This window comes from Erwinia sorbitola (assembly GCF_009738185.1).
Taxonomy (GTDB): Bacteria; Pseudomonadota; Gammaproteobacteria; order Enterobacterales; family Enterobacteriaceae; genus Erwinia; species Erwinia sorbitola.
Genome location: NZ_CP046509.1, coordinates 3,885,800 through 3,912,736, shown reverse-complemented (window position 1 = coordinate 3,912,736; position 26,937 = coordinate 3,885,800). Strand labels below are relative to the sequence as shown.

Annotated in this window: 20 protein-coding genes; 5 read left to right on the top strand and 15 right to left on the bottom strand. The window is 55.5% G+C overall.

What is annotated here, in order from left to right:
• Window positions 1–18: 18 nt before the first annotated feature.
• Window positions 19–3,243: a carbamoyl-phosphate synthase large subunit gene (carB, locus tag GN242_RS17805; RefSeq protein ID WP_154752707.1), complete on the top strand. Its 3,225-nt coding sequence runs from the start codon at window positions 19–21 to the stop codon at window positions 3,241–3,243.
• A gap of 53 nt (window positions 3,244–3,296) precedes the next feature.
• On the opposite strand, the gene GN242_RS17800 is transcribed toward carB, so the two are convergent.
• Both GN242_RS17800 and GN242_RS17795 read right to left on the bottom strand, forming a co-directional pair.
• On the bottom strand, window positions 3,297–3,662 hold the full coding sequence (locus tag GN242_RS17800; RefSeq protein WP_154752706.1) for a DUF805 domain-containing protein: 366 nt from the start codon (window positions 3,660–3,662) through the stop codon (window positions 3,297–3,299).
• A gap of 293 nt (window positions 3,663–3,955) precedes the next feature.
• The gene (locus GN242_RS17795) at window positions 3,956–4,570 is read right to left on the bottom strand and encodes a LysE family translocator (RefSeq protein ID WP_154752705.1); all 615 of its coding nucleotides are present in this window, start codon (window positions 4,568–4,570) and stop codon (window positions 3,956–3,958) included.
• Between the two features lie 187 nt (window positions 4,571–4,757).
• Here GN242_RS17795 and folA point away from each other — a divergent pair, with 187 nt between their 5' ends.
• Complete coding sequence (gene folA, locus GN242_RS17790; protein WP_195918356.1) at window positions 4,758–5,240, top strand: type 3 dihydrofolate reductase; 483 nt, start codon at window positions 4,758–4,760, stop codon at window positions 5,238–5,240.
• Between the two features lie 66 nt (window positions 5,241–5,306).
• On the opposite strand, the gene apaH is transcribed toward folA, so the two are convergent.
• From apaH to lptD, 6 genes are read right to left on the bottom strand one after another with little or no spacing between them, the layout of a single operon-like run.
• Window positions 5,307–6,134, bottom strand: coding sequence for a bis(5'-nucleosyl)-tetraphosphatase (symmetrical) ApaH (gene apaH / locus GN242_RS17785; RefSeq protein WP_156287936.1), 828 nt, complete (start codon window positions 6,132–6,134; stop codon window positions 5,307–5,309).
• Between the two features lie 15 nt (window positions 6,135–6,149).
• Entirely contained in the window at window positions 6,150–6,527 is a 378-nt protein-coding gene (apaG, locus tag GN242_RS17780; RefSeq protein WP_154752703.1) for a Co2+/Mg2+ efflux facilitator ApaG/CorD, read from the bottom strand.
• 2 nt (window positions 6,528–6,529) lie between these two features.
• Entirely contained in the window at window positions 6,530–7,351 is an 822-nt protein-coding gene (gene rsmA / locus GN242_RS17775) for a 16S rRNA (adenine(1518)-N(6)/adenine(1519)-N(6))-dimethyltransferase RsmA (protein ID WP_154752702.1), read from the bottom strand.
• Window positions 7,344–8,336: a 4-hydroxythreonine-4-phosphate dehydrogenase PdxA gene (gene pdxA / locus GN242_RS17770; RefSeq protein WP_156287935.1), complete on the bottom strand. Its 993-nt coding sequence runs from the start codon at window positions 8,334–8,336 to the stop codon at window positions 7,344–7,346. The genes rsmA and pdxA overlap by 8 nt, the downstream gene beginning before the upstream one ends.
• Window positions 8,326–9,621, bottom strand: coding sequence for a peptidylprolyl isomerase SurA (gene surA / locus GN242_RS17765; RefSeq protein ID WP_154752700.1), 1,296 nt, complete (start codon window positions 9,619–9,621; stop codon window positions 8,326–8,328). The genes pdxA and surA overlap by 11 nt, the downstream gene beginning before the upstream one ends.
• 54 nt (window positions 9,622–9,675) lie before the next feature.
• Entirely contained in the window at window positions 9,676–12,048 is a 2,373-nt protein-coding gene (gene lptD / locus GN242_RS17760; protein WP_154752699.1) for an LPS assembly protein LptD, read from the bottom strand.
• A 222-nt stretch (window positions 12,049–12,270) separates the two neighbouring features.
• Here lptD and djlA point away from each other — a divergent pair, with 222 nt between their 5' ends.
• Window positions 12,271–13,092, top strand: coding sequence for a co-chaperone DjlA (gene djlA, locus GN242_RS17755; RefSeq protein ID WP_156287934.1), 822 nt, complete (start codon window positions 12,271–12,273; stop codon window positions 13,090–13,092).
• A gap of 87 nt (window positions 13,093–13,179) precedes the next feature.
• Here the strand turns inward: djlA and rluA are convergent, their stop codons facing one another.
• The 3 genes from rluA to polB all read right to left on the bottom strand — a co-directional run bounded on the left by rluA (window position 13,180) and on the right by polB (window position 19,317).
• Complete coding sequence (gene rluA, locus GN242_RS17750) at window positions 13,180–13,833, bottom strand: bifunctional tRNA pseudouridine(32) synthase/23S rRNA pseudouridine(746) synthase RluA (protein ID WP_154752697.1); 654 nt, start codon at window positions 13,831–13,833, stop codon at window positions 13,180–13,182.
• A 40-nt stretch (window positions 13,834–13,873) separates the two neighbouring features.
• Entirely contained in the window at window positions 13,874–16,780 is a 2,907-nt protein-coding gene (gene rapA, locus GN242_RS17745) for an RNA polymerase-associated protein RapA (RefSeq protein WP_156287933.1), read from the bottom strand.
• 173 nt (window positions 16,781–16,953) lie between these two features.
• Complete coding sequence (gene polB, locus GN242_RS17740) at window positions 16,954–19,317, bottom strand: DNA polymerase II (RefSeq protein ID WP_156287932.1); 2,364 nt, start codon at window positions 19,315–19,317, stop codon at window positions 16,954–16,956.
• Window positions 19,318–19,615: 298 nt separating this feature from the next.
• On the opposite strand from polB, the gene GN242_RS17735 reads away from it, so the two are divergent.
• On the top strand, window positions 19,616–20,377 hold the full coding sequence (locus tag GN242_RS17735; protein ID WP_154752694.1) for a DedA family protein: 762 nt from the start codon (window positions 19,616–19,618) through the stop codon (window positions 20,375–20,377).
• Here GN242_RS17735 and thiQ read toward each other — a convergent pair.
• From thiQ to sgrR, 4 genes are all read right to left on the bottom strand, one after another.
• Complete coding sequence (gene thiQ, locus GN242_RS17730; RefSeq protein ID WP_154752693.1) at window positions 20,354–21,070, bottom strand: thiamine ABC transporter ATP-binding protein ThiQ; 717 nt, start codon at window positions 21,068–21,070, stop codon at window positions 20,354–20,356. The genes GN242_RS17735 and thiQ overlap by 24 nt on opposite strands.
• Entirely contained in the window at window positions 21,054–22,664 is a 1,611-nt protein-coding gene (gene thiP, locus GN242_RS17725; protein ID WP_154752692.1) for a thiamine/thiamine pyrophosphate ABC transporter permease ThiP, read from the bottom strand. Before thiP ends, thiQ begins: the two co-directional genes overlap by 17 nt.
• Window positions 22,640–23,626 (bottom strand): thiamine ABC transporter substrate binding subunit, encoded by a 987-nt coding sequence (thiB, locus tag GN242_RS17720; protein WP_156287931.1) that lies wholly within the window; start codon window positions 23,624–23,626, stop codon window positions 22,640–22,642. Before thiB ends, thiP begins: the two co-directional genes overlap by 25 nt.
• Window positions 23,627–23,702: 76 nt before the next feature.
• Window positions 23,703–25,364, bottom strand: a complete 1,662-nt coding sequence (gene sgrR / locus GN242_RS17715) for an HTH-type transcriptional regulator SgrR (protein WP_154752691.1) — start codon at window positions 25,362–25,364, stop codon at window positions 23,703–23,705.
• A 359-nt stretch (window positions 25,365–25,723) separates the two neighbouring features.
• Between sgrR and GN242_RS17710 the strand changes: the two genes are divergently transcribed.
• Entirely contained in the window at window positions 25,724–26,905 is a 1,182-nt protein-coding gene (locus tag GN242_RS17710) for an MFS transporter (RefSeq protein ID WP_154752690.1), read from the top strand.
• The last annotated feature ends 32 nt before the right edge of the window (window positions 26,906–26,937 follow it).

Genomic DNA, 26,937 nt, shown 5'->3' with positions numbered 1-26,937 from the left:
GATCGGGAGAGAAAGAAAATGCCAAAACGTACAGACATAAAAAGTATCCTGATCCTTGGTGCTGGCCCGATTGTTATCGGCCAGGCCTGCGAATTTGACTACTCTGGTGCGCAGGCGTGTAAAGCGCTGCGTGAAGAGGGCTACCGCGTTATCCTGGTGAACTCTAACCCCGCCACCATTATGACCGACCCGGATATGGCCGATGCGACCTATATCGAGCCTATTCACTGGGAAGTAGTGCGCAAAATTATCGAGAAAGAGCGCCCGGATGCAGTGCTGCCAACCATGGGCGGCCAGACTGCGCTGAACTGTGCGCTGGAGCTGGAGCGTCAGGGCGTGCTGGCTGAATTTGGTGTCACCATGATTGGTGCCACTGCCGATGCCATCGATAAAGCCGAAGACCGCCGTCGTTTCGATGTCGCGATGAAGAAAATCGGTCTGGATACCGCCCGTTCCGGTATTGCGCATACCATGGAAGAGGCGCTGGCAGTTGCTGCTGACGTGGGCTTCCCGTGCATTATCCGCCCGTCATTTACCATGGGTGGCACCGGCGGCGGCATCGCTTACAACCGCGAAGAGTTTGAAGAGATTTGCGAACGCGGTCTCGACCTGTCGCCAACCAATGAGCTGCTGATTGATGAGTCTCTGATTGGCTGGAAAGAGTATGAGATGGAAGTGGTGCGTGATAAAAACGACAACTGCATCATCGTCTGCTCAATTGAAAACTTCGATGCCATGGGTATCCATACCGGTGACTCGATTACGGTTGCGCCAGCGCAGACCCTCACCGATAAAGAGTACCAGATCATGCGTAACGCCTCGCTGGCGGTGCTGCGTGAAATCGGCGTGGAAACCGGTGGTTCAAACGTGCAGTTCTCGGTAAATCCGGAAAATGGCCGTCTGATTGTTATCGAGATGAATCCGCGCGTATCGCGCTCTTCCGCGCTGGCATCAAAAGCGACCGGCTTCCCGATTGCGAAAATCGCCGCCAAGCTGGCCGTGGGCTTTACGCTGGATGAACTGACCAACGATATTACCGGCGGCCTGACTCCAGCCTCTTTCGAACCCTCTATCGACTATGTTGTCACCAAAATTCCTCGCTTCAACTTCGAGAAGTTTGCCGGTGCTAACGACCGTCTGACCACGCAGATGAAATCTGTTGGTGAAGTGATGGCGATTGGCCGTACCTTGCAGGAGTCAATGCAGAAAGCCCTGCGCGGTCTCGAAGTGGGCGCTAACGGCTTCGACCCGAAAGTGGATCTCAACGACCCGGAAGCGCTCACCACTATTCGCCGTGAGCTGAAAGATGCTGGCTGTGACCGTATCTGGTATATCGCTGATGCCTTCCGTGCGGGTATGAGCGTGGAGGATGTTTTCGGCCTGACCAACGTTGACCGCTGGTTCCTGGTACAGATAGAAGAGCTGGTGCAGCTGGAGCAGCAGGTAGCAGAGCAGGGCATTAACGGCCTGAGCTATGACTTCCTGCGCGCCCTCAAGCGTAAAGGCTTTGCTGATGCACGCCTGGCCGATGTGGCAGGCGTTTCTGAAGCGGAAATCCGCGCACTGCGCGAGCAGCATAACCTGCACCCGGTCTACAAACGCGTTGATACCTGTGCGGCAGAGTTCTCAACCAATACCGCCTATATGTACTCCACCTACGAGGAGGAGTGCGAAGCGAATCCTAACCAGGATCGTGACAAAATTATGGTGCTGGGCGGCGGTCCAAACCGTATCGGCCAGGGTATTGAGTTTGATTACTGCTGTGTACACGCCTCGCTGGCGCTGCGTGAAGACGGGTTTGAAACCATCATGGTTAACTGTAACCCTGAGACTGTTTCTACCGATTACGACACCTCTGACCGCCTCTATTTCGAGCCGGTGACGCTGGAAGATGTGCTGGAAATCGTGCGTATCGAGAAGCCGAAGGGCGTTATCGTGCAGTACGGTGGTCAGACTCCGCTGAAGCTGGCGCGTGCGCTGGAAGCCGCAGGCGTACCGGTGATTGGTACCAGCCCGGATGCCATTGACCGTGCAGAAGACCGCGAACGTTTCCAGCAGGCCGTTGAGCGCCTGGGCCTGAAACAACCCGCCAATGCGACCGTAACAGCCATTGAAATGGCCGTAGAAAAAGCCGCGCTGATTGGCTATCCGCTGGTGGTGCGCCCGTCTTATGTACTGGGCGGCCGCGCGATGGAGATTGTGTACGACGAAATCGACCTGAAGCGCTATTTCAACACGGCGGTGTCGGTTTCAAACGATGCACCAGTGCTGCTGGATCGATTCCTTGATGACGCAGTAGAAGTCGACGTTGATGCCATCTGCGACGGTGAACAGGTGCTGATTGGCGGCATTATGGAACATATCGAGCAGGCGGGCGTGCACTCCGGTGACTCGGCCTGTTCACTGCCTGCTTACACACTGAGTCAGGCAATCCAGGACGTCATGCGCGATCAGGTTAAAAAGCTGGCCTTTGAACTGGGCGTACGCGGTCTGATGAACGTGCAGTTCGCCGTGAAGGATAACGAAGTTTACCTGATAGAAGTTAACCCACGTGCCGCACGTACGGTGCCGTTCGTCTCTAAAGCGACCGGAATGCCGCTGGCAAAAATAGCCGCACGCGTAATGGCGGGCAAAACGCTGGCTGCTCAGGGTGTGACAAAAGAGATCATCCCACCGTATTACTCGGTGAAAGAGGTGGTGCTGCCGTTTAATAAGTTCCAGGGCGTTGACCCTATCCTTGGCCCGGAAATGCGTTCCACCGGCGAAGTGATGGGCGTGGGCCGTACCTTTGCCGAAGCTTTCTGCAAAGCCATGCTGGGCGCGCAGAGCATCATGAAGAAAAGTGGTCGGGCGCTGCTGTCAGTGCGCGAAGGTGATAAGAAACGCATCGTTGAGCTGGCTCGTCGTCTGCAAGACTTTGGTTTCGAACTGGATGCTACCGCAGGAACTGCCGCAGTGCTGAAAGCCGCCGGGATTGAGGTGCGCCAGGTGAACAAGGTTCATGAAGGGCGCCCACATATTCAGGATCGCGTGAAAAATGGCGAATATGTCTATATCGTCAATACCACTGCGGGACGTCAGGCGATTGAGGATTCCAAGCTGATTCGCCGCAGCGCCCTGCAATACAAAGTGCACTACGACACCACGTTGAACGGGGCATTTGCCACCACCACCTCGCTGCATGCCAGCGCGACGGAGCAGGTTATCTCCGTACAGGAAATGCACGCACAGATTAACGCGTAACTCTGCCTGTTAAATGTCAAAACCCCGCACCGGCGGGGTTTTTTTATGCCTGTTTACAGACTGCTTTTAGGGGGCGCCCCGAAGCGGTTACTCTCTTTATCGCCGTCAAGACACAAGATTACCAGGATGACGATGCCGCCAAACGGAACAAAATATAACAGCATCCACCAGCCAGGGCGGTTAGTATCATGAAGACGCCTGACGCTCACCGCTAACAGCGGGGAAAGCGTAGCAACTGTATAGACCCCATAAATAATCAAAATCGGGCTTTGCAGAAAACTTCCATCGGTGTGGAAGAAAAGTACCATCAACACCATTTGTATCAGTGTGTTAAACAGAATAAACATCCAGTATTCTTTGCGGCGTGCACGGCCTGAGAATTCAGCATAATTTTTTAATACAGCAAGGTACCACGACATTTTTAACATCCTTATTGAGTGAGAGATATCAACTGATATCTGGCAATGTCGGAATCTATTGCTTGCAGCTCTCAAAAATCAACAATCATGTTACCCCACGCAGTAATTCAGCGGGCTTACTCCCGTTATGTCCTGCTGCGGGTGAAATTTTGCCTAAGGCCGCGCAAATCTGCACTGTTGGAGATACTCAGGTGGGGGAAAACATTGAAGTGGAGTGTTAATGCGGTTTGAGGGAGGCGGGAGTGTTTGTAGGGGCGGACCATGGCCCGCCCTGGATCAGGCGTGTCTGACCCTTACGACAGGGCTACCTTGATCCCCAGCGCAATTAATACGCCGCCCAGCAGCTTATCAACGATACGCTGGGCTTTTGCCAGGCCACGGCGCACCGGGGCGCTCTGGATCAGCACGACCAGCAGCGGCCACCACAAGGTCGACAGACCGAGGATAATACCGGCATACAGCAGTTTCTCATGCACGTTAGAATTCACGTTCAACACCTGGGTGAAGATCGACAGGAAAAACAGCGTGGCTTTAGGATTCAGCAGGTTGCACAGATAGCCCTGGAGAAAAGCTTTTTTCAGCGAAGTGTTCTCAGGAGCAACGTTGCTGAGATCCATTTTGCTGTTGCCACGGGAGCGCAGAGCCTGAATACCGATGTAGATCAGGTAACCGGCACCGGCATATTTCAGCAGCATAAACAGCCAAGGCGTAGTGGTGATCACCACCGCCAGCCCGGCAACACAGTAAGCCATATGAGTGGCAACGGCGAAATTCACGCCCATTGCGGTCATCATGGCTGCGCTGCGACGATAACGCGCGGCGTTTTTGATAATCAGAAAAAAGTCAGGGCCGGGGGAGAGCATCCCGAGTGCCGCGATGGTGGCGACAAATAAGCTGGTTTCTAACATAGCGAAGGTCTGTAGCTGAACGAGCCGCGGATTCTATCATGACTGCCGCTTTAATGTGGGGGAAAAACAGGCGGAAGGTGACGCAACCGATAACCTGTAAAACCTTTACTGAATATCCTCCGCTTACCTATCGACGAAAGTTTCGCCTTTACGTATGATGGCGCCAATTTTACCCCAATGAGTTTATATGATGATTAGCCTGATTGCGGCCCTTGCGGCCGACCGCGTGATTGGGATGGAAAATGCCATGCCGTGGCATTTACCGGCCGACCTGGCGTGGTTTAAAAAGCATACCCTGAACAAACCTGTAATTATGGGGCGCCGCACCTGGGAATCTATCGGCCGTCCGCTGCCTGGTCGCCTGAATATTGTTATCAGCAGCCGTCCGGGCGATGCCGAGGGCGTGACATGGGTAACCTCTATTGACGAAGCGCTAAAAGTTGCCGGTGAGGTTGAAGAGCTGATGGTGATTGGCGGCGGGCGAGTTTACGAGCAGCTGCTGGCGCGCGCTGACCGTCTCTATCTGACACATATTGATGCGGAAGTGGAAGGGGATACACATTTCCCTGACTACGAGCCTGACGAGTGGCAGTCAACCTTCAGTGAATTCCATGATGCGGATGACAAAAACTCACACAGCTTTTGCTTTGAGATCTTAGACCGTCGTTAATCGAAATCCTGTTCGGGTATGCCGAGAAATACGGGTCGGGTGTGCCCGACCCGTACAGGTAATGGTTTACCCTATTTCGTTTTTGCGGTTAGAGACCTGGACAAACTTACGTTTATCTTCCCAGCGCAGCATGGTTAATGTGCCACCCCAGCAGCAGCCGGTGTCCAGGGCAATAATCCCTTCCGGTGTGCCTTTTCCTTCCAGCGATGCCCAGTGACCAAACACAATTGTATACTCACGTGAGACCGGTCCGGAGATGGTAAACCATGGCTTTAACGGCGGCGGTGCGCTGTCAGGTGCCTCTTTCGCGATCATATCCAGCTGACCGTTGGGAAAGCAAAAACGCATACGCGTCAGGGCATTGGTGCTAAAACGCAGCCGCGCCAGACCGCTCAGTTCCGGCGACCAGTTGTTAGGCATATCGCCGTACATGGCATTAAGAAACAGCGGATAGGTATCGCTGCTCAAAACCGATTCTACTTCACGCGCACAGCTTTTTGCCGTTTCGATATCCCACTGCGGGGTGATCCCGGCGTGGGCCATTACCAGCTTTTTTTCGTCGTCTACCTGTAATAATGGCTGGCGGCGCAGCCAGTTAATCAGATCGTCAGCGTCCTCAGCTTCCAGCAAGGGAGTGATCTGATCCTTGGGTTTGTTGCGGCTGATACCGGCATAGACCGCCAGCAGATGCAGGTCATGGTTGCCCAGAACCAGCTTCACGCTGTCGCCCAGCGAGCGAACATAGCGCAGAACTTCAAGTGAGTCAGGCCCGCGAGCCACCAGATCTCCGGTCAGCCATAGCTGGTCGGCATCAGGATCAAACTGCACCTGGTTTAGAAGCGATCGCAATTCGTCATAGCAACCGTGGACATCACCGATTAAGTAAGTGCTCATGCTAAAAAGGCCGGATTAGTGAATATGGGTGGCGATCGCCAGGCGAAACACTGGAATATCAACGGTAAAGGGTTCGCCGCTGGCATCGAGCATCTCATAGTGACCTTGCATGGTGCCCATCGGGGTTTCAAGAACGGCCCCGCTGGTATACTGAAACTCTTCGCCGGGCTCAATGTGGGGCTGTTCGCCGACCACGCCTTCGCCCTGTACTTCGGTTTCATGACCGTTACCGTTGGTGATTAACCAGTAACGGCCAATAAGCTGAACCGGGGTACGTCCAAGATTACGAATAGTGATGGTATAAGCAAACACATAACGTGCTTCTTCGGGTGCAGAGTGTGACGCAATATAGGCGCTCTGTACCTGAACGCAGACCTTGGGCGTATCGGCCATACTTAGTTCTCCTGCGGCTGAGGGTGCGCAGTCAACCAGTTCGCCATGCGGCAATATTGTGCCACGCTGATATTCTCGGCGCGCAACGTCGGGTCGATCTCCATTTCCACCAGAGCTTCAGCAGAGAACAGATGGCCGAGGCTGTTACGCAGAGTTTTACGGCGTTTACCGAAGGCTTCAGTGGTGATGCGGCTCAGGGCGCGAATATCTTCCACCGGGTGCGGGATCTGTGCATAAGGCATCAGACGCACCACGGCAGAGTCGACTTTCGGCGCCGGGGTAAAGGATTCTGGTGGAACTTCCAGCACCGGGATCACCTGGCAATAGTACTGTGCCATCACGGTGAGGCGGCCATAGGCTTTGCTGCCAGGCCCGGCAACCAGACGGTTAACCACCTCTTTTTGCAACATAAAATGCATGTCCTGAATCGCACCCGTATAGCTGAACAGGTGGAACATCAGGGGGGTGGAGATGTTATACGGCAGATTGCCGAAGACACGTAACTTCTGGCCTTTTTCCTGCGCGTAAGCGGCAAAGTCAAACGCCATCGCATCCTGTTGGAAGATGGTCAGTTTAGGGCCAAGGAACGGATGAGTTTGCAGACGCGCAGCAAGATCGCGGTCAATTTCAATCACCGTCATGGCGTCCAGACGCTCTCCTACCGGCTCAGTAAGAGCGGCAAGGCCTGGGCCGATTTCGACAACAACCTCACCCTTCTGCGGGTGGATAGCGTTGACAATGCTTTCGATAATATACTGATCGTTAAGGAAGTTCTGTCCAAAACGTTTGCGGGCGAAGTGGCCCTGGTGAACGCGACTATTCATTACTGCTCTTAATCATGGTAATGGCGAGGTTAAGCGCCGTCTTGAAGCTGCCCGCATCAGCCTGACCGCTTCCAGCCAGCTCAAGCGCTGTGCCGTGGTCAACAGACGTGCGGATAAATGGCAGACCGAGGGTGATATTCACCGCCCGACCAAAGCCCTGATATTTTAGCACCGGAAGCCCCTGATCGTGATACATCGCCAGCACCGCATCGGCATGTTGCAGATATTTGGGCTGGAACAGCGTATCCGCAGGCAGCGGGCCGGTAAGCTGCATTCCACGCAGTCGTAGCTCATCCAGCGCTGGAATAATCACATCGATCTCTTCACGGCCCATATGACCGCCTTCGCCCGCATGCGGATTCAGACCGCAGACAAAGATATGCGGTGCAGAACGGCCAAACTTGCTTTGCAGATCGCTGTGCAAAATAGTGATCACCTCGTGAAGAGTCTCACGGGTAATCGCGGCGGCAACATCCTTGAGCGGCAGGTGGGTAGTCGCCAGCGCAACGCGCAGCTCCTCCGTTGCCAGCATCATCACCACGCGGTCACAGGCGGCACGCTCGGCGAAGAACTCGGTATGCCCGCTAAACGGGATACCGGCATCGTTAATTACGCCCTTGTGTACCGGCCCGGTAATCAGTGCCGCAAATTCGCCGCTCAGACAGCCGTCACAGGCACGGGCGAGGGTCGCCAGCACATAGTGACCGTTATCCACGCACAGCTCACCTGCAACCACTGGCTGCGACAGCCGCACTGGCAACACCGTAAGCGTGCCCGCCTGTTGCGGCTGGGCCAGACTTCCCGGCAGGTACTCGCGCAGGGTCAGGGGTAAATGCAAAGCTGCCGCGCGGGTGCGCAGCAGCTCAGGGTCAGCACAGACAACCAGTTCAACGGGCCAGTTTTCCTGTGCCAGCTGAACGATTAAATCGGGACCAATCCCGGCGGGTTCGCCGGGAGTGATCACCACACGTTGATTACTGAGCATTCGCATCCAGAATTTTCACGTAGGCAGCAGCACGCTGTTCCTGCATCCAGGTTTGTGCTTCTTCAGAGAATTTACGGTTAAACAGCAGGCGGTATGCACGCTCTTTCTTCGCCGCATCGGTCTTATCTACCTTACGGGTATCTAACAGCTGGATCAGGTGCCAGCCAAAGGAAGAGTGCACCGGGCCGCTGACCTGGCCTTTTTGCAGACGCAGCAGCGCGTCACGGAAAGCAGGGTCGTAGACTTCCGGTGAGCTCCAGCCCAGATCGCCACCCTGGTTCGCTGAACCAGGATCCTGCGACAGCTGTTTAGCTGCATCAGCAAAGGTCAGCTTACCGCTTTTAATTTCAGCAGCAACTTCCTGCAATTTCTGGCGCGCCTGATCGTCAGTCATGATTGGTGACGGCTTGAGCAGGATATGGCGAGCGTGTACTTCGGTAACGGAAATGCTCTGGTTGTCACCGCGCATATCGTTCACTTTCAGAATATGGAAACCTACACCGGAGCGAATAGGGCCGATAATATCGCCTTTTTTCGCGGTAACCAGCGCCTGAGCAAACAGCGATGGCAGCTCCTGAATACGGCCCCAGCCCATGTTCCCGCCTTTCAGCGCCTGCGGATCCGCAGAGTAGGTGATCGCCAGTTTGCCGAAATCAGCGCCGCCTTTAGCTTCATCGGTCAGCTGTTTTGCCAGGCTCTCCTGATCGTCAACCTGCTGCTGCGTAGGGTTTTCCGGCAGCGGCAACAGGATATGGCTGAGGTTCAGTTCAGTTCCTGCATCATTCTGTGAAGCCATCTGTGTCGCCAGCTGATCCACTTCCTGCGGCAGAATGGTGACACGACGACGCACTTCGTTATTACGCACTTCTGAGGTGAGCATCTCTTTGCGGATCTGCTCGCGGTAGGTGGCATAGTTCAGACCGTCGTAAGCAAGACGGCTACGCAGCTGATCGACACTCATTTTGTTTTGAGCAGCGATATTAGCAATTGCCTGGTCTAACTGCGCGTCGCTGACCTGAATACCGGCCTGCTTTGCCATCTGCAACAGAATATTGTCCATTACCAGACGTTCAACGATCTGATGACGCAGGGTTTTGTCATCCGGCAGCTGCTGGCCTGCCTGCTGCGCCTGACCTTTCACGGACTGCATCATGCCGTCCACGTCACTTTCTAAAACTACGCCGTTATTCACGACAGCGGCAACTTTATCAACAACTTGCGGGGCTGCGAACGCAGTGCTGGCTGTCAGGGCTGCACCGAGGATCAGCATTCTCCAGTTCTTCATACTTTTTCCATTCTTCTATCCGCACTGCGGGTTTGCATAACAAACATTACAACATCAGAAAGCGCGTTGATAAGGCAGGATGCCCTGACGCAGCATTTGACCGGTGCCTAAGCCATAGCTTGGGCTGAGGCCACGCAGTTCAATGTTGAACGAGATTTTATTGTCGTACTTACTTCTGTCGTCTTCCCAACTGGTAATTTTGCGTTCGTAACCCAGACGCAGCGCGTAGCAACAGGAGCTGTACTGGATTCCGACCAGCTGATCGGCGGCCTGATTAGCTTTGGTATCGTAATACCATGCACCCACCACCGACCAGGCGTCGGCGATTGGCCAGCTGCCGGTAGCACCGATCTGCGAAATTCCTTTCTGGTACAGCGGGTTGTTGTACTGGGTCAGCGTCTGCTTAATATACTCCTCGCTGGTGTAGCGGTAGTTTAACTGCACCATACGATCGGCATCACGACGCCATTCCAGCACGGCATTACCCTGTGAAACGTTATCCAGGCGGGTGTCATATTGCAGGCCACCACGTGCTGCCCAACGGTCACTGATCTTCCAGTAAGTATCACCAGCCCACACCAGGCTACCGCGATCGTCATCATCAGTTGAGTTCAACCCGGTACGAGCTGGGGTGAACGAGTAGATTTGACCAATGGAAGCATTAAAACGTTCAACCAGATCGTTATCATAAATTCGCGTGGTCACACCGGTCGTCATCTGATTCGCCGAAGCGATACGATCGAGGCCGCTATAAGTACGGTCACGGAACAGGCCGGTGTAGTCACTTTGCAGCAGCGTGGAGTCGTAGGCGCGGATGTCGCTCTGATCGCGATAAGGCGTGTAGAGATACTGCATACGCGGTTCCAGCGTTTGCGTGTAGCCCGGAGACCAGTCCATATCACGGTCAAATACCAGTTTGCCATCGACTTTAAACTGCGGCATCACACGATTGACCGAGTTCTTCAACTGGTTGTCGCTGTTGCGTTCATTGTAGTAATTGATGTCGTTCTGTTCGTAATGTGTCGCCAGCAGTTTGGCTTCAGTATTGATACTCCCCCAGCGATTGGACAGCGGGAGGTTAATGGTCGGTTCGAGATGCAGGCGCGTAGCATCCGGCATATTTTCATTCACGTTGGTGAATTTCACTGCCTGCGCATACAGATGAGCATCGAACGGCCCGAGATCGTTTTTGTAGTAGTTAAGGTCGAGCTGTGGCTCGGCGCGATAGATATCGTTATTGGCGTTGGTGGAGAAAATCTGGAACTGTTTAGTCGACAGTGTGGCATCCCAGTTCTCTTCCGCGTAGCCAATGCTGAATTTCTGCGTTACGTAGCCATCGGTGGTTGAGCCGTACTCTGAATCAAGATCGGTGAAGTAGTACGGGTCGCTGACCTTGGTATAGTTAGCGTTGAAGCGCCAGTGCTGATCGTAAACGCCCGAATGACGCCAGAAGAACAGCCAGCGATTGGCATCTTTATCTTCCGGATGTTTATCGTTATAGACACTGTCGGAGTTCATATAATCGAACTCCATCAGACCGGCACCGACACCCGTCAGATAACGGAATTCGTTCTGCCACTGCATGCCGCGGCGGCTGATATAGTGTGGTGTCAGAGTTGCATCGGCCTGCGGTGCAATGTTCCAGTAGTACGGCAGCATAAACTCGAAGCCGCTTTTACTACCGTATTTTGCATTCGGGATCAGGAAACCTGAACGGCGCTTATCGCCTATCGGCAGCTGCAAGTACGGGCTGTAGAATACCGGCACTGAGCCAATTTTAAATCGCGCATTCCAGATTTCAGCCAGCTGCTCGTCGCGGTCATGAATGATTTCAGACCCCACCACGCTCCAGCTGTTTTGACCCGGCAGGCACGAGGTGAACGAGCCGTTTTCCAGAATGGTATAGCGGTTTTCTCCGCGCAGTTTCATCTGATCCGCATCGCCGCGCCCCTGACGACCCACCATCTGGTAGTTACCGTTCCACACGTTAGTGTCTTTGGTATTCAGGTTTGACCAGGCTTTCGGGCCTTTCAGAATGACCTGGTTGTCATCGTAGTGCACATTACCCAGTGCATCGACGGTACGCGTTGGCGTAGTCTGCCCTTCGAGCGTTTTCTGATGGAGCTGGACTTCATCAGATTGCAGGCGGCTGTTGCCCTGACGAATATCTACATTACCGGTAAAAACGCCGCTTTCCGGATAGTTGCCCGTGGCTTTATCGGCATCAATCGTAACGGGTAGCTCGTTGGTGGCCTTTCCCTGCACCAAAGGACGGTCGTAACTGGGCACCCCGAGCATACATTGGGATGCGAGGTCATCGGCCAGCCCTTGATGGCTGTAGAGTGCTGTGCCAATCAAGGTGGCCAGCAACGTAGGTAGTCTTTTATTCATACGTGGTATCGAGAATTCCGTAATCACTGGCATCATGCCGACAAACGGTCAGAGACTAACGTACTCAAAAGCATTCCGCTAGTCATACCCTGCATCTTTAATATTATCGCTTCATACTTCTGGCTGCGTGCAGCTCGAATTATTTGGAGATTGGCAGGTCTACTTCTGGTGGTTTGGCTGCGAACCAATAGGCTGTGAGATAAATGACAGGTATGATAATGCAATTTCTAGCCTTCAGCATGGCGAATTGAGGAGTATATGCGCTATTGGGGAAAAGTTTTGGGCCTTGTGCTGGGTTTATTGTCCGGCGCGGGCTTTTGGGGTGTAGTTTTTGGCCTGCTGGCCGGGCACCTGATTGATAAAGCGCGTTCGCCTGCCCGTCAGGGCTATTTTGCGAATCAACAGACACGTCAGGCGCTGTTTTTCCGCACCACCTTCCAGGTGATGGGGCATCTGACAAAATCAAAAGGCCGTGTTACTGACGCCGATATCCAGATGGCGACACAGCTGATGGATCGTATGCAGCTGCATGGTGATGGGCGCATCGCTGCACAGCACGCTTTCCGTGAGGGAAAGCAGGGCGATTATCCCCTGCGCGACAAACTGCGTGAACTGCGTAGCGCCTGTTTTGGTCGTTTTGATCTGATCCGTATGTTTCTGGAAATTCAGATTCAGGCAGCGTTTGCCGACGGTTCACTGCATCCTAACGAGCGCCAGGTGCTGTATGTGATTGCTGAAGAGCTGGGCATTTCGCGTGCGCAGTTCGATCAGTTCCTGCGCATGATGGAGAGCGGCCAGCAGTTTGGCGGCGGTGCCCATTATGGCGGGTCGTCACAAGGTGGGTTTGCCGGAGCGCAGCGTGGGCCAACGCTGGAAGATGCCTGTAGCGTGTTAGGGGTGAAAAGCAGCGATGATGCCACCACCATTAAACGCGCCTACCGTAAGCTGATGAGCGAGCATCATCCGGATAAGCTGGTAGCGAAAGGTTTACCGCCAGAAATGATGGAGATGGCGAAGCAAAAAGCGCAGGAGATTCAGGGGGCTTACGACCTGATCAAACGCGAAAAAGGCTTTAAATAGCTATCAGGCTGGCTGGCCGGGCATGCCCGGCCACTACGATGGTGATTTTCGTAGGGGTCGGGCACGCCCGACCCGTATACCAATTAATTAAAACTCCGCTGGCTGCCTGAACGTCATCGGCGTACCGAACTGCGGATGGGTAATGCTCAGGCTTTCGGCATGGAGTTGCAGGCGCGGTGCCATCGCTTTTGCTTCAGGGTGCGCATAGAAATTATCGCCGAGAATCGGATGGCCCAGCGCCAGCATATGCACACGCAGCTGATGAGAGCGTCCGGTAATCGGTTTTAACTGTATGCGGGCACTGTTATCACTGGCGTAATCCAGTACCTGGTATTCAGTTTGTGCCGATTTTCCGGTTTCAAAACAGACCTTCTGCTTCGGCCGGTTCGGCCAGTCACAAATCAGCGGTAAATCCACCAACCCTTTCTCCGGCTGCGGATGTCCCCAGACGCGCGCCACATAGGTTTTCTGTGGCTCACGCTCACGGAACTGACGCTTCAGCTCGCGCTCGGCGGCTTTGGTCATCGCTACCACTATCACGCCGCTGGTCGCCATATCCAGACGATGTACAGATTCCGCCGCTGGATAGTCACGCTGGACTCGCGTCATCACGCTATCTTTGTGCTCTTCAAGGCGTCCGGGAACGGACAGCAGGCCGCTGGGTTTATTCACCACCATGATGTGATCATCCTGGTAGAGAATATGCAGCCAGGGTTCTTGCGGCGGGTTGTAGGGTTCCATAGCTCTCTCGTAAGGGCCGGTGAGCACCGGCCCTGTTTCGTTACTGATGCGTGACAACGATCAGGCGCAGCGCGTCCAGGCGCCAGCCAGCCTCATCCAGATTAGCCAGTACCTGTTCGCGATTGTTTTCCAGCGCCTCGATCTCATCCTGACGGATGTTCGGGTTAACGGCGCTTAACGCTTGCAGACGTGACAGCTCGGAACTCAGTTTTTCATTGGCCTCGACGCGAGCGGCATCAATAAGCTTACGTGCTTCTACCGCTGCCTGTTCTTCCGACAGCTTGATGATTTCATGCACATCTTGCTGCACGGCGTTCACCAGCTTGCTGCCGGTGTGGCGGTTTACCGCGTTAAGCTGACGGTTAAAGCTCTCAAACTCCACTTTTGCTGCCAGGTTAGTGCCCTTGCGGTCAACCAGCATACGAACCGGCGTAGGTGGCAGGAAACGGGTCAGTTGCAGATGCTTCGGCGCCTGAGCTTCCACCACGTAGATCAGTTCGAGCAGCAGAGTACCCACCGGCAGCGCTTTGTTTTTCAGCAGAGAGATTGCACAGCTGCCGGTATCGCCGGAGAGGATCAGATCCAGGCCGTTACGAATAATCGGGTGCTCCCAGCTGACATACTGTGCGTCTTCACGCGACAGCGCCTGATTACGGTCGAAGGTGATGGTACAGCCATCTTCCGGCAGGCCCGGGAAGTCAGGCACCAGCATATGATCGCCCGGCGTCAGGATAATCAGATTGTCGCTGCGATCTTCCTGATTAATCCCGACGATATCGAACAGGTTAAGTGCAAAGTTCACCAGCTCAATGTCGTTGTCCTGTTCGGCAATCAGGTTCGCCAGCGCCTGAGCTTTCTCGCCGCCGTTAGAGTTCAGCTCCAGCAGGCGGTCACGGCCCTGCTCCAGCTGTGCTTTCAGCGAGTCGTGCTGCTTGCGGCACTGAACGATAAAGTCATCCAGACCTTCGGTATTTTCCGGTGCGGCCAGGTACTGAATCAGCGGTGCATAGACGCTGTCGTAAACGGCACGCCCGGTCGGGCAGGTGTGCTCGAAAGCATCCAGCCCTTCGTGATACCACTTCACCAGCACCGACTGCGCGGTTTTCTCCAGATAAGGAACGTGGATCTGAATATCATGGGCCTGACCAATACGGTCAAGACGGCCGATACGCTGCTCCAGCAGATCCGGGTTGAACGGCAGGTCGAACATCACCATCTGGCTGGCGAACTGGAAGTTACGGCCCTCTGAACCGATTTCCGAACACAGCAGCACCTGAGCGCCATCCTCTTCGGAGGCAAACCATGCCGCCGCGCGGTCGCGTTCAATAATCGACAGGCCTTCGTGGAATACGGCGGCGCGAATACCTTCACGCTCACGCAGTACCTGTTCCAGCTGCAATGCCGTCGCAGCCTTGGCGCAGATCACCAGCACCTTTTTGTCGCGGTTGCTGGTCAGGAAACCCATCAGCCACTCTACACGCGGGTCAAAGTTCCACCAGGTACCGCTGTCGCCTTCAAATTCCTGATAAATCTGTTCCGGATAGAGCATATCGCGTGCACGCTCATCGGCAGATTTACGGGCGCTCATAATGCCGGAGACTTTAATCGCCGTCTGATACTGCGTTGGCAGCGGCAGGCGGATCTGATGCAGTTCGCGTTTCGGGAAACCTTTTACGCCGTTACGGGTGTTACGGAACAGCACGCGGCTGGTACCGTGGCGATCCATCAGCATGCTGATCAGCTCCTGACGGGCTTCCAGCTTGCCTTCCCGATCGCTGTTGGCGGTTTGCAGCAGCGGCTCAATATCCTGCTCGCCCATCAGATCGTTCAACAGGTTGAGTTCTTCATCGCTGATGGTTTTGTCGGCCAGCAGCATGGCTACCGCGTCAGCAATCGGACGGAAGTGTTTCTGCTCTTCAACGAACTGTTCGAAGTCGTGGAAACGGTTAGGATCCAGCAGGCGCAGACGCGCAAAGTGGCTCTCCATACCCAGCTGTTCCGGGGTGGCGGTCAGCAGCAGGATACCGGGGATCTGCTCGGCCAGCTGCTCTATCACCTGGTATTCGCGGCTTGGTGCTTCTTCTGACCAGACAAGGTGATGGGCTTCATCCACCACCATCAGATCCCACTCGGCGTCCGCCAGTTTTTCCAGGCGCTGCTTGTTACGGCGCACAAAGTCCAGCGAACAGATAATCATCTGCTCGGTTTCAAACGGGTTGTCGCTGTCATGCTGTGCTTCGGCGTAACGGTCATCATCAAACAGCGCAAAGCGCAGGTTGAAACGGCGCAGCATTTCCACCAGCCACTGGTGTTGCAGGGTTTCCGGCACCACGATCAGAATACGCTCGGCACGACCCGCCAGCAGCTGCTGGTGAATGATCATCCCGGCTTCGATAGTTTTCCCTAAGCCTACTTCATCGGCCAGCAGCACACGCGGCGCATGACGGCGGCCAACATCGTGAGCGATATGCAGCTGATGCGGGATCAGGCTGGTGCGCATTCCGCGCAGGCCGCTGGTGGCGAGGCGGTACTGCTCGCTCTGATATTTGCGCGCACGAAAACGCAGCGCGAAACGATCCATACGATCCAGCTGTCCGGCAAACAGACGATCCTGTGGCTTACCAAACACCAGTTTGCTGTCGAGCATGACCTCACGCAGGGTGACGTTAGCTTCCTTGTTATCAAGCCGGGTGCCGATATAGCTGACAACGCCATTGTCGGTTTTTACCTCGTCAACTTCCATTTGCCAGCCTTCATGGCTGGTAATGGTGTCGCCGGGATTGAACACCACGCGAGTGATGGGAGAATCATTTCTGGCGTAGAGACGGTTTTCGCCCGTGGCAGGAAAGAGCAGGGTAACCATACGTGTATCTACGGCAACCACAGTTCCCAATCCCAGTTCGCTTTCCGTATCGCTTATCCAGCGTTGACCAAGTGTAAAAGGCATAAATATTCGGCTCGATTCTCGTCTAGTTTGTTTCAGGCAATAGCACTGCTGCCCGGCAAAGAGTGCCCGGCGGTAAATACACGCAGTCTACACAGCAGCAGCTTCAACTATGAAGGGTGTTGATAACTTAGGAAGGGCTATATGGTACTGGAAGGCCGTCCATTCGTCACCTGTCAAAAAAGCCCCAACTGTCCGGTAACCAGTGTAGCAAAGTCATCCTGCATAAAAGGGAGTATACCGTCAGCCACCGGTTGCAGTTGGCGCGTAAGATAGTGATCGTAGTCCAGCGGCGTCAGACGTGCCTCCAGCGGTTCCGGACCGGAAGTCGCCATTACATAACGAATTTTTCCGCCTTTCTGATAGAGCTGCGGGCGGCCCAGCTTCTGGTTTTGCTCATCAGCAATCCGTGCGGCGCGTACATGCGGTGGCACATTACGCTGGTATTCGCCAAGGGGGCGGCGCAGGCGTTTACTGTAAGTAAGCTGCTCGTCCAGTTCGCCGTCCAGCAGCTGGCGCACGGTTTCACGAATATAATCCTGATAGGGCTGGCCGGTAAAAATGCGCAGATAAAGCTCCTGCTGAAATTTTTGAGCCAGCGGCGTCCAGTCGGTGCGCACTGTTTCCAGCCCTTTAAACACCATACGCTGAGTGTCACCGCTGCGGATCAGCCCGGCATAGCGTTTTTTACTCCCCTGTTCGGCACCGCGAATCGTTGGCATCAGGAACCGGCAGAAGTGCGTTTCGTACTCCAGCTCCAGCGCGCTTTCAACGTTGAACTCTTTGCGCAGATGCTGCTGCCACCATTGATTTACCGTGGCAACCAGATGGCGGCCAATCTCCGCCGCCCGCGCTTCATCGTGAGCCGACTTCAGCCAGACGAAGGTGGAGTCAGTATCGCCATAAATCACATCATAGCCTTCCGCCTCAATCAGCTCGCGGGTCTGGCGCATAATATCGTGGCCGCGCATGGTGATGGAGGAGGCGAGGCGGGGATCGAAGAAACGGCAGGCGCTGGTGCCCAGTACACCATAAAACGCATTCATAATGATTTTCAGCGCCTGTGAAAGTGGCTTGTTGCCCTGTTTTTTCGCTTCTTCACGTCCTAACCAGATCTGGTTAACGATAGCCGGCAGACAGTGGTTGGTGCGGGAAAAGTGCGCGCCGCGATAGCCGGGGACGGAGTGCGCCTCGTCTGGCTGCGCCATGCCTTCAACCAGCCCTACGGGATCGATAAGAAAGGTGCGGATAATCGACGGGTACAGGCTTTTATAATCCAGTACCAGCACCGAGTCATACAGCCCGGGCTGTGAGTCCATAACGTAACCGCCCGGGCTGGCCTCCGGGGCCACGTCACCCAGATTGGGTGCCACAAAACCGGCGCGATGCATGCGCGGCAGATAGAGGTGACCAAAGGCGGCTACCGATCCGCCGTGGCGATCTACCGCCAGGCCATTTACCGACGCGCGCTCCAGCAGGAAGGGCATCAGTTCGGTATGCTGGAAAATACGTGTGACCAGCTCGCAGTCTTTCAGGTTGTAGTGGGCCAGAGCAGGCTTGTCTTCCGCAAAGCGCTGGTCGATCTCTTCCATGCGCTGCCACGGATTATTAATCGCCTTCCCTTCCCCCAGCAGCTCGCGTGAGACGGCCTCAAGGCTGAAGGATTCAAAGTTCCAGAAAGCGGATTTCAGCGCCTCGATGCCATCGATTATCAACCGGCCGCTGGCCTGAGCAAAGAAGATACCCGGCTTAAAGCCGTGCTCGCGCCACTCCAGCGCCGCGTTGTGGCCGCGCCCCAGGTTAAGCGGAATACCATAGCGGTCGGCGTGTTTTTGCAGCACGCGCAGGTCAAACTGCACCACGTTCCAGCCAATCAGAACATCGGGGTCGTGACGGGCAAACCAGGCGTTGAGTTTTTCCAGCAGCAGCGGACGGCTGGCAACATATTCCAGGTTGAAATCAAGCTGGCTGGCATCGCCATTTTCCGGGCCAAGCATATACACGTCGCGCTGACCGCAGCCTTCCAGCCCAATGCAGTACAGCTCGCCGTGGCGGGTGGTTTCAATATCCAGCGAAACCCATTTCAGCGGCGGGCGATAATTCGGATGTGGTTTAAGACGGGTGTTGAGCAGGCGGTTCCCGGCAGGTTCGCCGCTGAACCAGACCGGCGCGGTGATAAAGCGCTCCATCAGAAAGCGCTCAGGCGGGCGGATGTCAGCTTCGTACAGCGTTATGCCGTTTTCACGCAGCAGCTTTTCCAGCTTCTGTAGCTGCCGCTGCTGGCGGCAATAGAGGCCGACCACCGGGCGCTGGTGGAAATCTTTCAGCTCAAGGGCGGCAAAACGCCAGTGACGCTCACCGGCTAACAGCGCCGTGGCCTTTGACTGCTGCCCGGCAGGAATAAAGGCGACGGACTCCTGTGGCGGTAATACCACCTGCTGAGGCCCGGAGTCTGTCGCCAGCCACAGCGTGATTTCGCTGCCTGCGGGCGTATCCCGCCAGTGGCGGGTAAGCAGGAATCCTGCGGATGCGTCGTTCACACTGTCTCCTTCATACTTCAAGCTACCTCTGCGTTGGCTGCACTCATTACCCGACCCATCCCCGGGTCTCGCCCTTGTACGGGCAGCTGCGCGCAGCGTTCAACTCTGCCGCTTTGATACCGCTCGAACTATTTTGGATATATTCGTTATTGTTAAATATTAGCATGTTTATTTATACAGTGTTCATCTGTTAAACCCAGACCTTTACTCCGCCGCTACGTTCCCATACAAAACAGGCCTTGACGCTTTCCTGCCGCCTCTGGACAATCCGGGGTTCTGCTCATTTTTTTGGAATTTTATGGAAGCCTGGCTACAACATTTAATCACCCAATCTTTGGCCTGGTCACTGCTGGCTGTCGGGCTGGTGACCTTCTTTGAATCGCTGGCGCTGGTCGGGTTGCTGTTACCGGGTACGGTCCTGATGGCTTCTTTTGGTGCGCTGATTGGCAGTGGACAAATTGGGCTGTATCCCGCCTGGGCCGTTGGCACGCTGGGCTGCCTGTTAGGCGACTGGATCTCCTATCTGATTGGCTGGCAGTTTAAGGGGCCGCTGCACCGCTGGTCGTTTATTAAAAAACATCAGAAGCTGATGGATAAAACAGAACATGCGCTGCATGCACACAGCATGTTTACCATTATCGTTGGGCGCTTTGTTGGCCCGACGCGCCCGCTGATCCCGCTGGTAGCCGGGATGCTGGAGCTGCCGGTGCGCAAGTTTATCCCACCGAATATTATCGGCTGTATTCTCTGGCCGCCGCTCTATTTACTGCCGGGGATCCTCGCCGGAGTGGCGATTGATGTACCGAAAGATGCCAACAGCGGCCTGTTCAAATGGCTGCTGCTGGGGGTGGCGATTCTGGTCTGGCTGGGCTGCTGGCTGGGTTGGCGCTGGATACGTGCAAAGAAGCAGAACGACTGGGCGACGGCGTATCTGCCGCTGGCGCGCCTGCGCTGGCTGGCACCGCTAACTATCGTGCTGGCGGTGGTGAGTTTCAGTGCCATTCAGTTCCATCCGATGATGCCGATTTTCCGCCATTTACTGTGGGATGTGTTCTTCTAAGGCGATCCCCAGCACTGCCGCTTCCGGCACGGCACCGCGCTGTAACTGTGCGGTGTCGCCGTTCCAGTACACTCTGCCATCGACAATCAGCAGGCTGCGTGGGGCAATATGCGCGGCGTCTTCAATGCTGTGTGACACCATCAGCAGGGTGAGATTGCGTTCGTGGCATACATCATCTACCAGGCCCAGCATCTCCTTACGCAGTGCCGGATCCAGTGCTGAAAAGGGTTCATCCAGCAGCAGTATCGGCTGCTGACGTACCAGGCAGCGGGCGAGCGCAGCACGCTGGCGCTGACCGCCTGAAAGCTGATGCGGCAGCCGCGATAAATGCTCCGTCAGCCCGACGCGGCTGGCGATATTCTGCAACTCATGCTTTTGCTGATGATTCAGCTTCAGGCCGGGATGCAGCCCCAGCCCGATGTTCTGCGCTACCGTCAGATGCGGAAACAGGTTATTTTCCTGAAACAGCATGGATACCGGACGCCGGGCGGGCGGGCTGTCGCGATGATCGCTGCCGTTAAGTTGCAATTCGCCGCTGTTAACCGGCAGAAACCCGGCAATCAGACTCAGCAGGGTGCTTTTACCTGCGCCGCTCGGGCCGAGGATTGCCACTCTTTCGCCCGCCTTGACGTTAAAGTTAAAACGCATTGGCAGATGATGATAGAGATAAGTCAGATTAGTCAGGCTTAACATGGCGTCCCGGGAGTTTTTCAATCAGGGTAAACAGCAGGAAGCAGAGCAGCAGCAGTAACAGCGCGGTAACCGCGCCGTCGCTGCTGCGATACGACCCTATCTGCTGATAAAGGTAGAAAGGCAGCGTGCGGAAGTTCTCATTACCGAACAGTGCGACCACGCCAAAATCGCCAATCGACAGCACACAGGCAAAGGCCAGCGCCTGCGCCAGCGGGCGTTTCAGCGCCCGTAGTTCAATCAGGCGCAGGCGGTTCCAGCCGCGAATATCCAGCGACAGGCAGAGCGGGTTATAGCGTGCGGCGATATCGCGCAGCGGGTTCTCCAGCACTTTCATCGCATAAGGAACCGCCATCAGCGCGTTGGTGACGATAACTATCCCCTCCGCTGATTCCGGCAGGCCCACGGTCTGGTTCAGCAGCAGGAAAAATCCGGTTGCCAGAACAATTCCCGGCATCGCAAGGATCAGCATTCCGCTCAGTTCCAGCGTTTGCCCCCATAGCGGGCGCTGACGCAGGCGCAGTTCGCGGCTGGTCCACAGCAGCATCAGCGTCAGTACCACGCTCAATACGCCAGCACCAAGGGCAATGCGCAGCGAGGTCAGCATTGCCTGCCACAGCGCGGGCTGGTGCAACACTGCGCCTAATCCCTGATTCAGCCCGTCGACCACCACCGCCAGCAGCGGCGGCAGGATCAGCAGAAGCACGGCGGCGATCAGCAGCCCATCCAGCAGGCGGGCGCGGCGGCTATCCTGCGGATTACACCAGCCGCCCAGACTATCGCTGCCCGCCGGGATCGCTTTGCTCAGACGCTGGCTTAACATGACCAGCCCCAGACAGCAGATCATCTGTAATAACGCCAGCAGTGCGGCGCGTCCGGGGTCGTAGTCAAAACTCAGCGCCTGGAAGATCGCCAGCTCAATCGTGGTAGCCTGCGGGCCGCCGCCCAGCGACAGCACGGTGGCAAAGCTGGCAAAGCACAGCATAAAGATCAGCGCGGCGGCAGGCAGGATCTGACGCCGCAGCCACGGCCATTCAACAATACGGAAATGTGCCCAGCCGCCAAGGCCGAGCTGGGCGGCAATCTGTCGCTGTTCGCCGGGGATCTGCTGAAGCGCCTGGAGCAGCAGGCGGGTAGCCAGCGGCAGGTTGAAAAAGACGTGAGCCAGCAGGATCCCCTGCAGGCCATAAGGAGTGAATGAGTAGTCAATGCCGAGCAGTGCGCAGAGTTGTGCCAGCCAGCCGCTACGGCCATAGACGCTGAGAATACCAAATACCGCCACCAGCACCGGCAGTACCAGCGTCATGGCACAAAGCCGCAGCAGCGTGCTGCGGCCCGGGAAGCGACGACGATAGAGGGCACGAGACAGCGGAATCGCGGGCACCACCGACAGCAGTGCAGAGAGCAGTGCCTGCCAGAAGGAGAAGCGCAGCACATGCCACAGATAGCTGTCCTGCCACAGGGCGTGCCAGTCGGTGGCGGGAGCATTTTGCCACAGGGCAAAAAACGCCATCATCGCTACGCCGACCAGCAGCAGTGCAGCCAGTAAGCCAGGAACTAACCAGCCGGGGATTAGCGGCTGACGGCGCGTTGCCATGCATTAATCCAGTTGCTGCGCTGAGTGGCCACGTCCTGTGGGCTGTACTGTAATGAGGTGGCCGGAATGCTCAGGGTGTTAAAGCCGGCAGGCAGCGGCGTATTGATGGCCGGATACATCCAGTTGCCGGTGGCAATGGTCTGCTGGAATGGTTTGGTCAGTACAAACTGCATAAACTGTTGCGCCAGTTTGGGCTGTTTGCTGGCTTTTAACTGCCCGGCTACTTCAACCTGCAGATAGTGTCCTTCGCTGAAGCTGGCGGCGGCGTACTGATCTTTCTTCTCTTCAATCAGATGATAAGCGGGAGAAGTCGTGTAGCTGAGAACCATATCGCTCTCACCCTTCAGGAACAGCCCATAGGCCTCACTCCAGCCTTTGGTAACGGTGACGGTTTTCTTCGCCAGTTTTTGCCATGCTTCCGGGCTTTTATCGCCGAATACCTGCTGCATCCACAGCAGCAGACCCAGCCCCGGGGTGCTGGTGCGCGGATCTTCGTAGATGATCTTGAGTGGACGATCGCTCTCCACCAGCTCTTTCAGGCTTTTTGGCGGATTTTGCAGTTTGGTTTTGTCGTAGACGAAGGCAAACCAGCCGTAGTCATAAGGCACAAAGGTGGTGTTCTTCCAGCCGCCCGGCACCGTACTTTGTGCGGTATCTACGTTTGACGGGCTGAACAGCCCGGTTTTTTCAGCGGCATCCAGCAGGTTGTTATCCAGCCCCAGTACCACATCAGCTTTGCTGTTTTTCCCTTCTATACGCAGGCGGTTCAGCAGCGACACGCCATCTTCCAGCGCAACAAATTTCAGCTCGCAGCCACACTGCGCCTCAAAGGCTTTTTTAATTGCCGGCCCAGGCCCCCACTCAGCAGAAAAGGAGTCGTAGGTATAGACCGTCAGGGTCTGTTTGGCCGCGAGGGCAGGCAGGGAAAACAGCACCAGCAGAGGAAGAATTTTTTTTAACACTTAGCGTTCCTTAAGTAGGGTAGCGCAGCCGATGAACGCGGCTCATTCTAGTGACTTCGTCTTTGTTACGAAAGCATCATGATTCGGGTGGGGCAAACCAGGCGGATTTAAAGTCGAACCAGCCGAGAGTGTTCATACGTACGCCGCGCATACTGCGCTGGCCGTGCAGCAGCAGCCAGTGATGGAACAGCGGATGCAGGAAGTTGCTGTCGATCAGCTGTTTGCTCCATTCGGCCAGCGGCAGCTTTTGCTCACGCCACTGGCGGGCATCATTTTCCCAGTCAATGGGCACGCAGTGGTGCATCAGCGGGATTTCGTACAGCAGGGCAAACAGGGAGAACTCCAGCGGCAGGGTAAAGTTGGCACTGCCGAGCCAGATATCGCTTTCTGCATCGCCGCGATACCAGCTCTCATAATCAATCTCCTGGGTGATCAGCTCGACGCCGTGTGCGGCGAGGATTGGCCCCAGCGCGTTGGCAATGCCCTGATGTTCTATATGGTCGCTGTACCAGGTGATGGTCAGTGAAGTGAGCCCTTCGGGCTTCTCAGCAATCGACATATCGCGGCGGTGATGCCAGCGCGGCAGCAGGCTGTAGGCCGGGAACCAGTAGCGTTGATAGGCGATTCCGCTGTGGTTCAGCAGGGCAATCGGGTTGAAGATAGTGCTGATCCAGCGCCGCAGCTGTTCGTTCCGGCCGTGTTCAGATCGCTGATCAAACATCAGGAAATAGCAGCCCTCTTCGAGACGGCTCTCTTCTGATTTTTCATCGGTACTTTCGCTTTGCAGCTTAACGCCAGAATAGACCAGCTCGTCGCTGATCTCCGGAAGCACCCAGATATTTACTTCATCAATCAGCGCGCGATAGCCAAAGTAATCGTCAAAGGCTGAGATACGCAGCTGGCTGTGCTGGTTACGTTCAACCGCGTAAGCGCCGGTGCCTACCGGCTGGCGCGCAAAGTTGCGCATATGCGGCCACTCTTTCGGCAGGATCATCGCGCTGACGCTGCCCAGCAGCCACGGCAGCCAGCTATCTTCATGGCGCAGATGGATATCCAGCGTCCAGGGGGTGTGGCACTCAATTCTTTCAAAATGGTTGAACAGCGGCTGCTCTTTTAACCGTTCGAGGGTGGTAATGACATCGTCCATCTCCAGCTCGCGGCCATGGTGGAAGTGGATAGCCGGGCGTAAATAGAAGCGCCAGTGCAGGGGGGCGAGCTGTTGCCAGTGATGGGCAATATCCGGTTCGATTTCCCCGTTTTCCTCATTTATCCGTGCCAGGCCGTTAAAAATCTGCCGGGCGAGGTGGGTTTCCGAGCGGCGCAGCGGTGTGCCGGGTAGCAGATTGAGCAGTGGGCGGTAGTAAAGCACGCGCAGAATATGCTTGCCCTGGCGGAAGCTGCGGCCTAAATGGGAGAGCAGCATCTGGCGTACGCGGTTTTTATCGCCGACTAACTGCACCAGCTGGTCGATGCGATCCTGTTCCAGCAGATCCTCAGCCCGCTGCTGTTGCAGCGCCAGCCCGGTATAGCGAAAGGAGAGGCGCGAACGTTTGCCGCGCCCGGCTTCCGCCTGCCACTCGAGCCAGCCCTGCTCCTGCATGGCGTTCAGCAGGTTACGCATATGGCGACGTGAGCAGCTGAGTTGCACTGCCAGATCGCTGAGAGTGGTTTCCTGCGGCTGACCCTCGCAACACTGCCAGAGCCGGATAAATTGCTGCTGTAAACGGGGTGAGGACATAAAAGAGGAACCCTGTGTTAAAAGCTGTCTGTTTTTCCTGCCTTATATTACGGCCATAATGGCAACAGATGAAAGAGTGGGAGGCATTCTTAGGAATGGCACTTAATCATCCAATTAAATACCCAAGATATTTCGCGTTGCAGGAAGGCGGCAATAAGTGACTCTTCCTGAGCTTACAGTAGTCTGTGACTGGAGTAAGCGATTGCAGACCACGCACCTGCGGCGCGCAAGGTGATGGGTATTCTGAGTATGGTGCTTTTCACCAGCCAGCTGGCTTCGGCATAGCTGGCTTTTTTCATGGGTTTTCTTCTAAGCTGTTGGTCTGTCGACTCTCTTTTTCGCCATTCGAGGCCTTATTAATGAAATCGCTCCTTAGCCGTCGTATTCATCCGGTGTATCTGGCTTTTATGGCGGTTTCTTTTATGGTCGGGATTGCTGGCGCATTACAGGCTCCTACCCTTAGCCTGTTTCTCAGCCGCGAAGTGGCGGTGCGTCCGTTCTGGGTCGGGCTGTTTTACACCGTCAATGCGGTGGCGGGGATTGTGGTCAGCCTGCTGCTGGCGAAGCGTTCGGACAGTCGCGGCGATCGGCGTATGCTGATTCTGTTTTGCTGTGCGATGGCGGTGGGTAATGCGCTGTTGTTTGCATTTAATCGCCACTATCTGACATTAATTACCGCCGGGGTTTTTCTTTCGGCGGTAGCCAGCGTGGCAATGCCACAAATTTTTGCTCTTGCCCGTGAGTATGCCGACAGCTCCGCCCGTGAAGCGGTGATGTTCAGCTCTGTGATGCGCGCCCAGCTTTCACTGGCCTGGGTAATCGGGCCGCCGCTCTCCTTTGCCATCGCCCTTAACTACGGTTTTACCGCCATGTTTCTGGTTGCCGCGCTGCTGTTTGTCATTTGTGTGGCGCTGGTCTGGTTTACCCTGCCGTCCGTGCCGCGTGCACAGGTTTCTGTGGCAGTACCGATCGCTGAGATCGGCGGCTGGAAGAACCGCGACGTGCGTATGTTGTTTATCGGTTCGGTACTGATGTGGACCTGTAATACGATGTATATCATCGATATGCCGCTCTATATCAGCGGCGTGCTGGGGATGCCGGATACGCTGGCCGGGCTGTTAATGGGGACGGCCGCCGGGCTGGAGATTCCGGTGATGCTGCTGGCCGGCCACTACGTAAAACGCTTCGGCAAACGCAATATGATGCTGTTGGCTATCGGCTGCGGGGTATTATTTTATCTCGGACTGGTGCTGTTCCACAGCCGCAGCGCATTGATGATATTGCAGCTATTTAATGCGGTGTATATCGGCATTATTGCCGGGATTGGCATGATCTGGTTTCAGGATCTGATGCCTTCGCGGCCTGGTGCCGCCACGACGCTGTTTACCAACAGCATTTCCACCGGGGTGATTCTGGCGGGCGTGATACAGGGCGCGCTGGCGGAAACCTTCGGGCATCATTCGGTGTACTGGGCTGCGTTTGTACTGGCGCTGGTGGCATTGGCGCTGTCATGGCGGGTGCGTGAGAAGCGGGTGATTTAAACTGCGGATGCTGCTGTGGGTCAGGCGTGGTG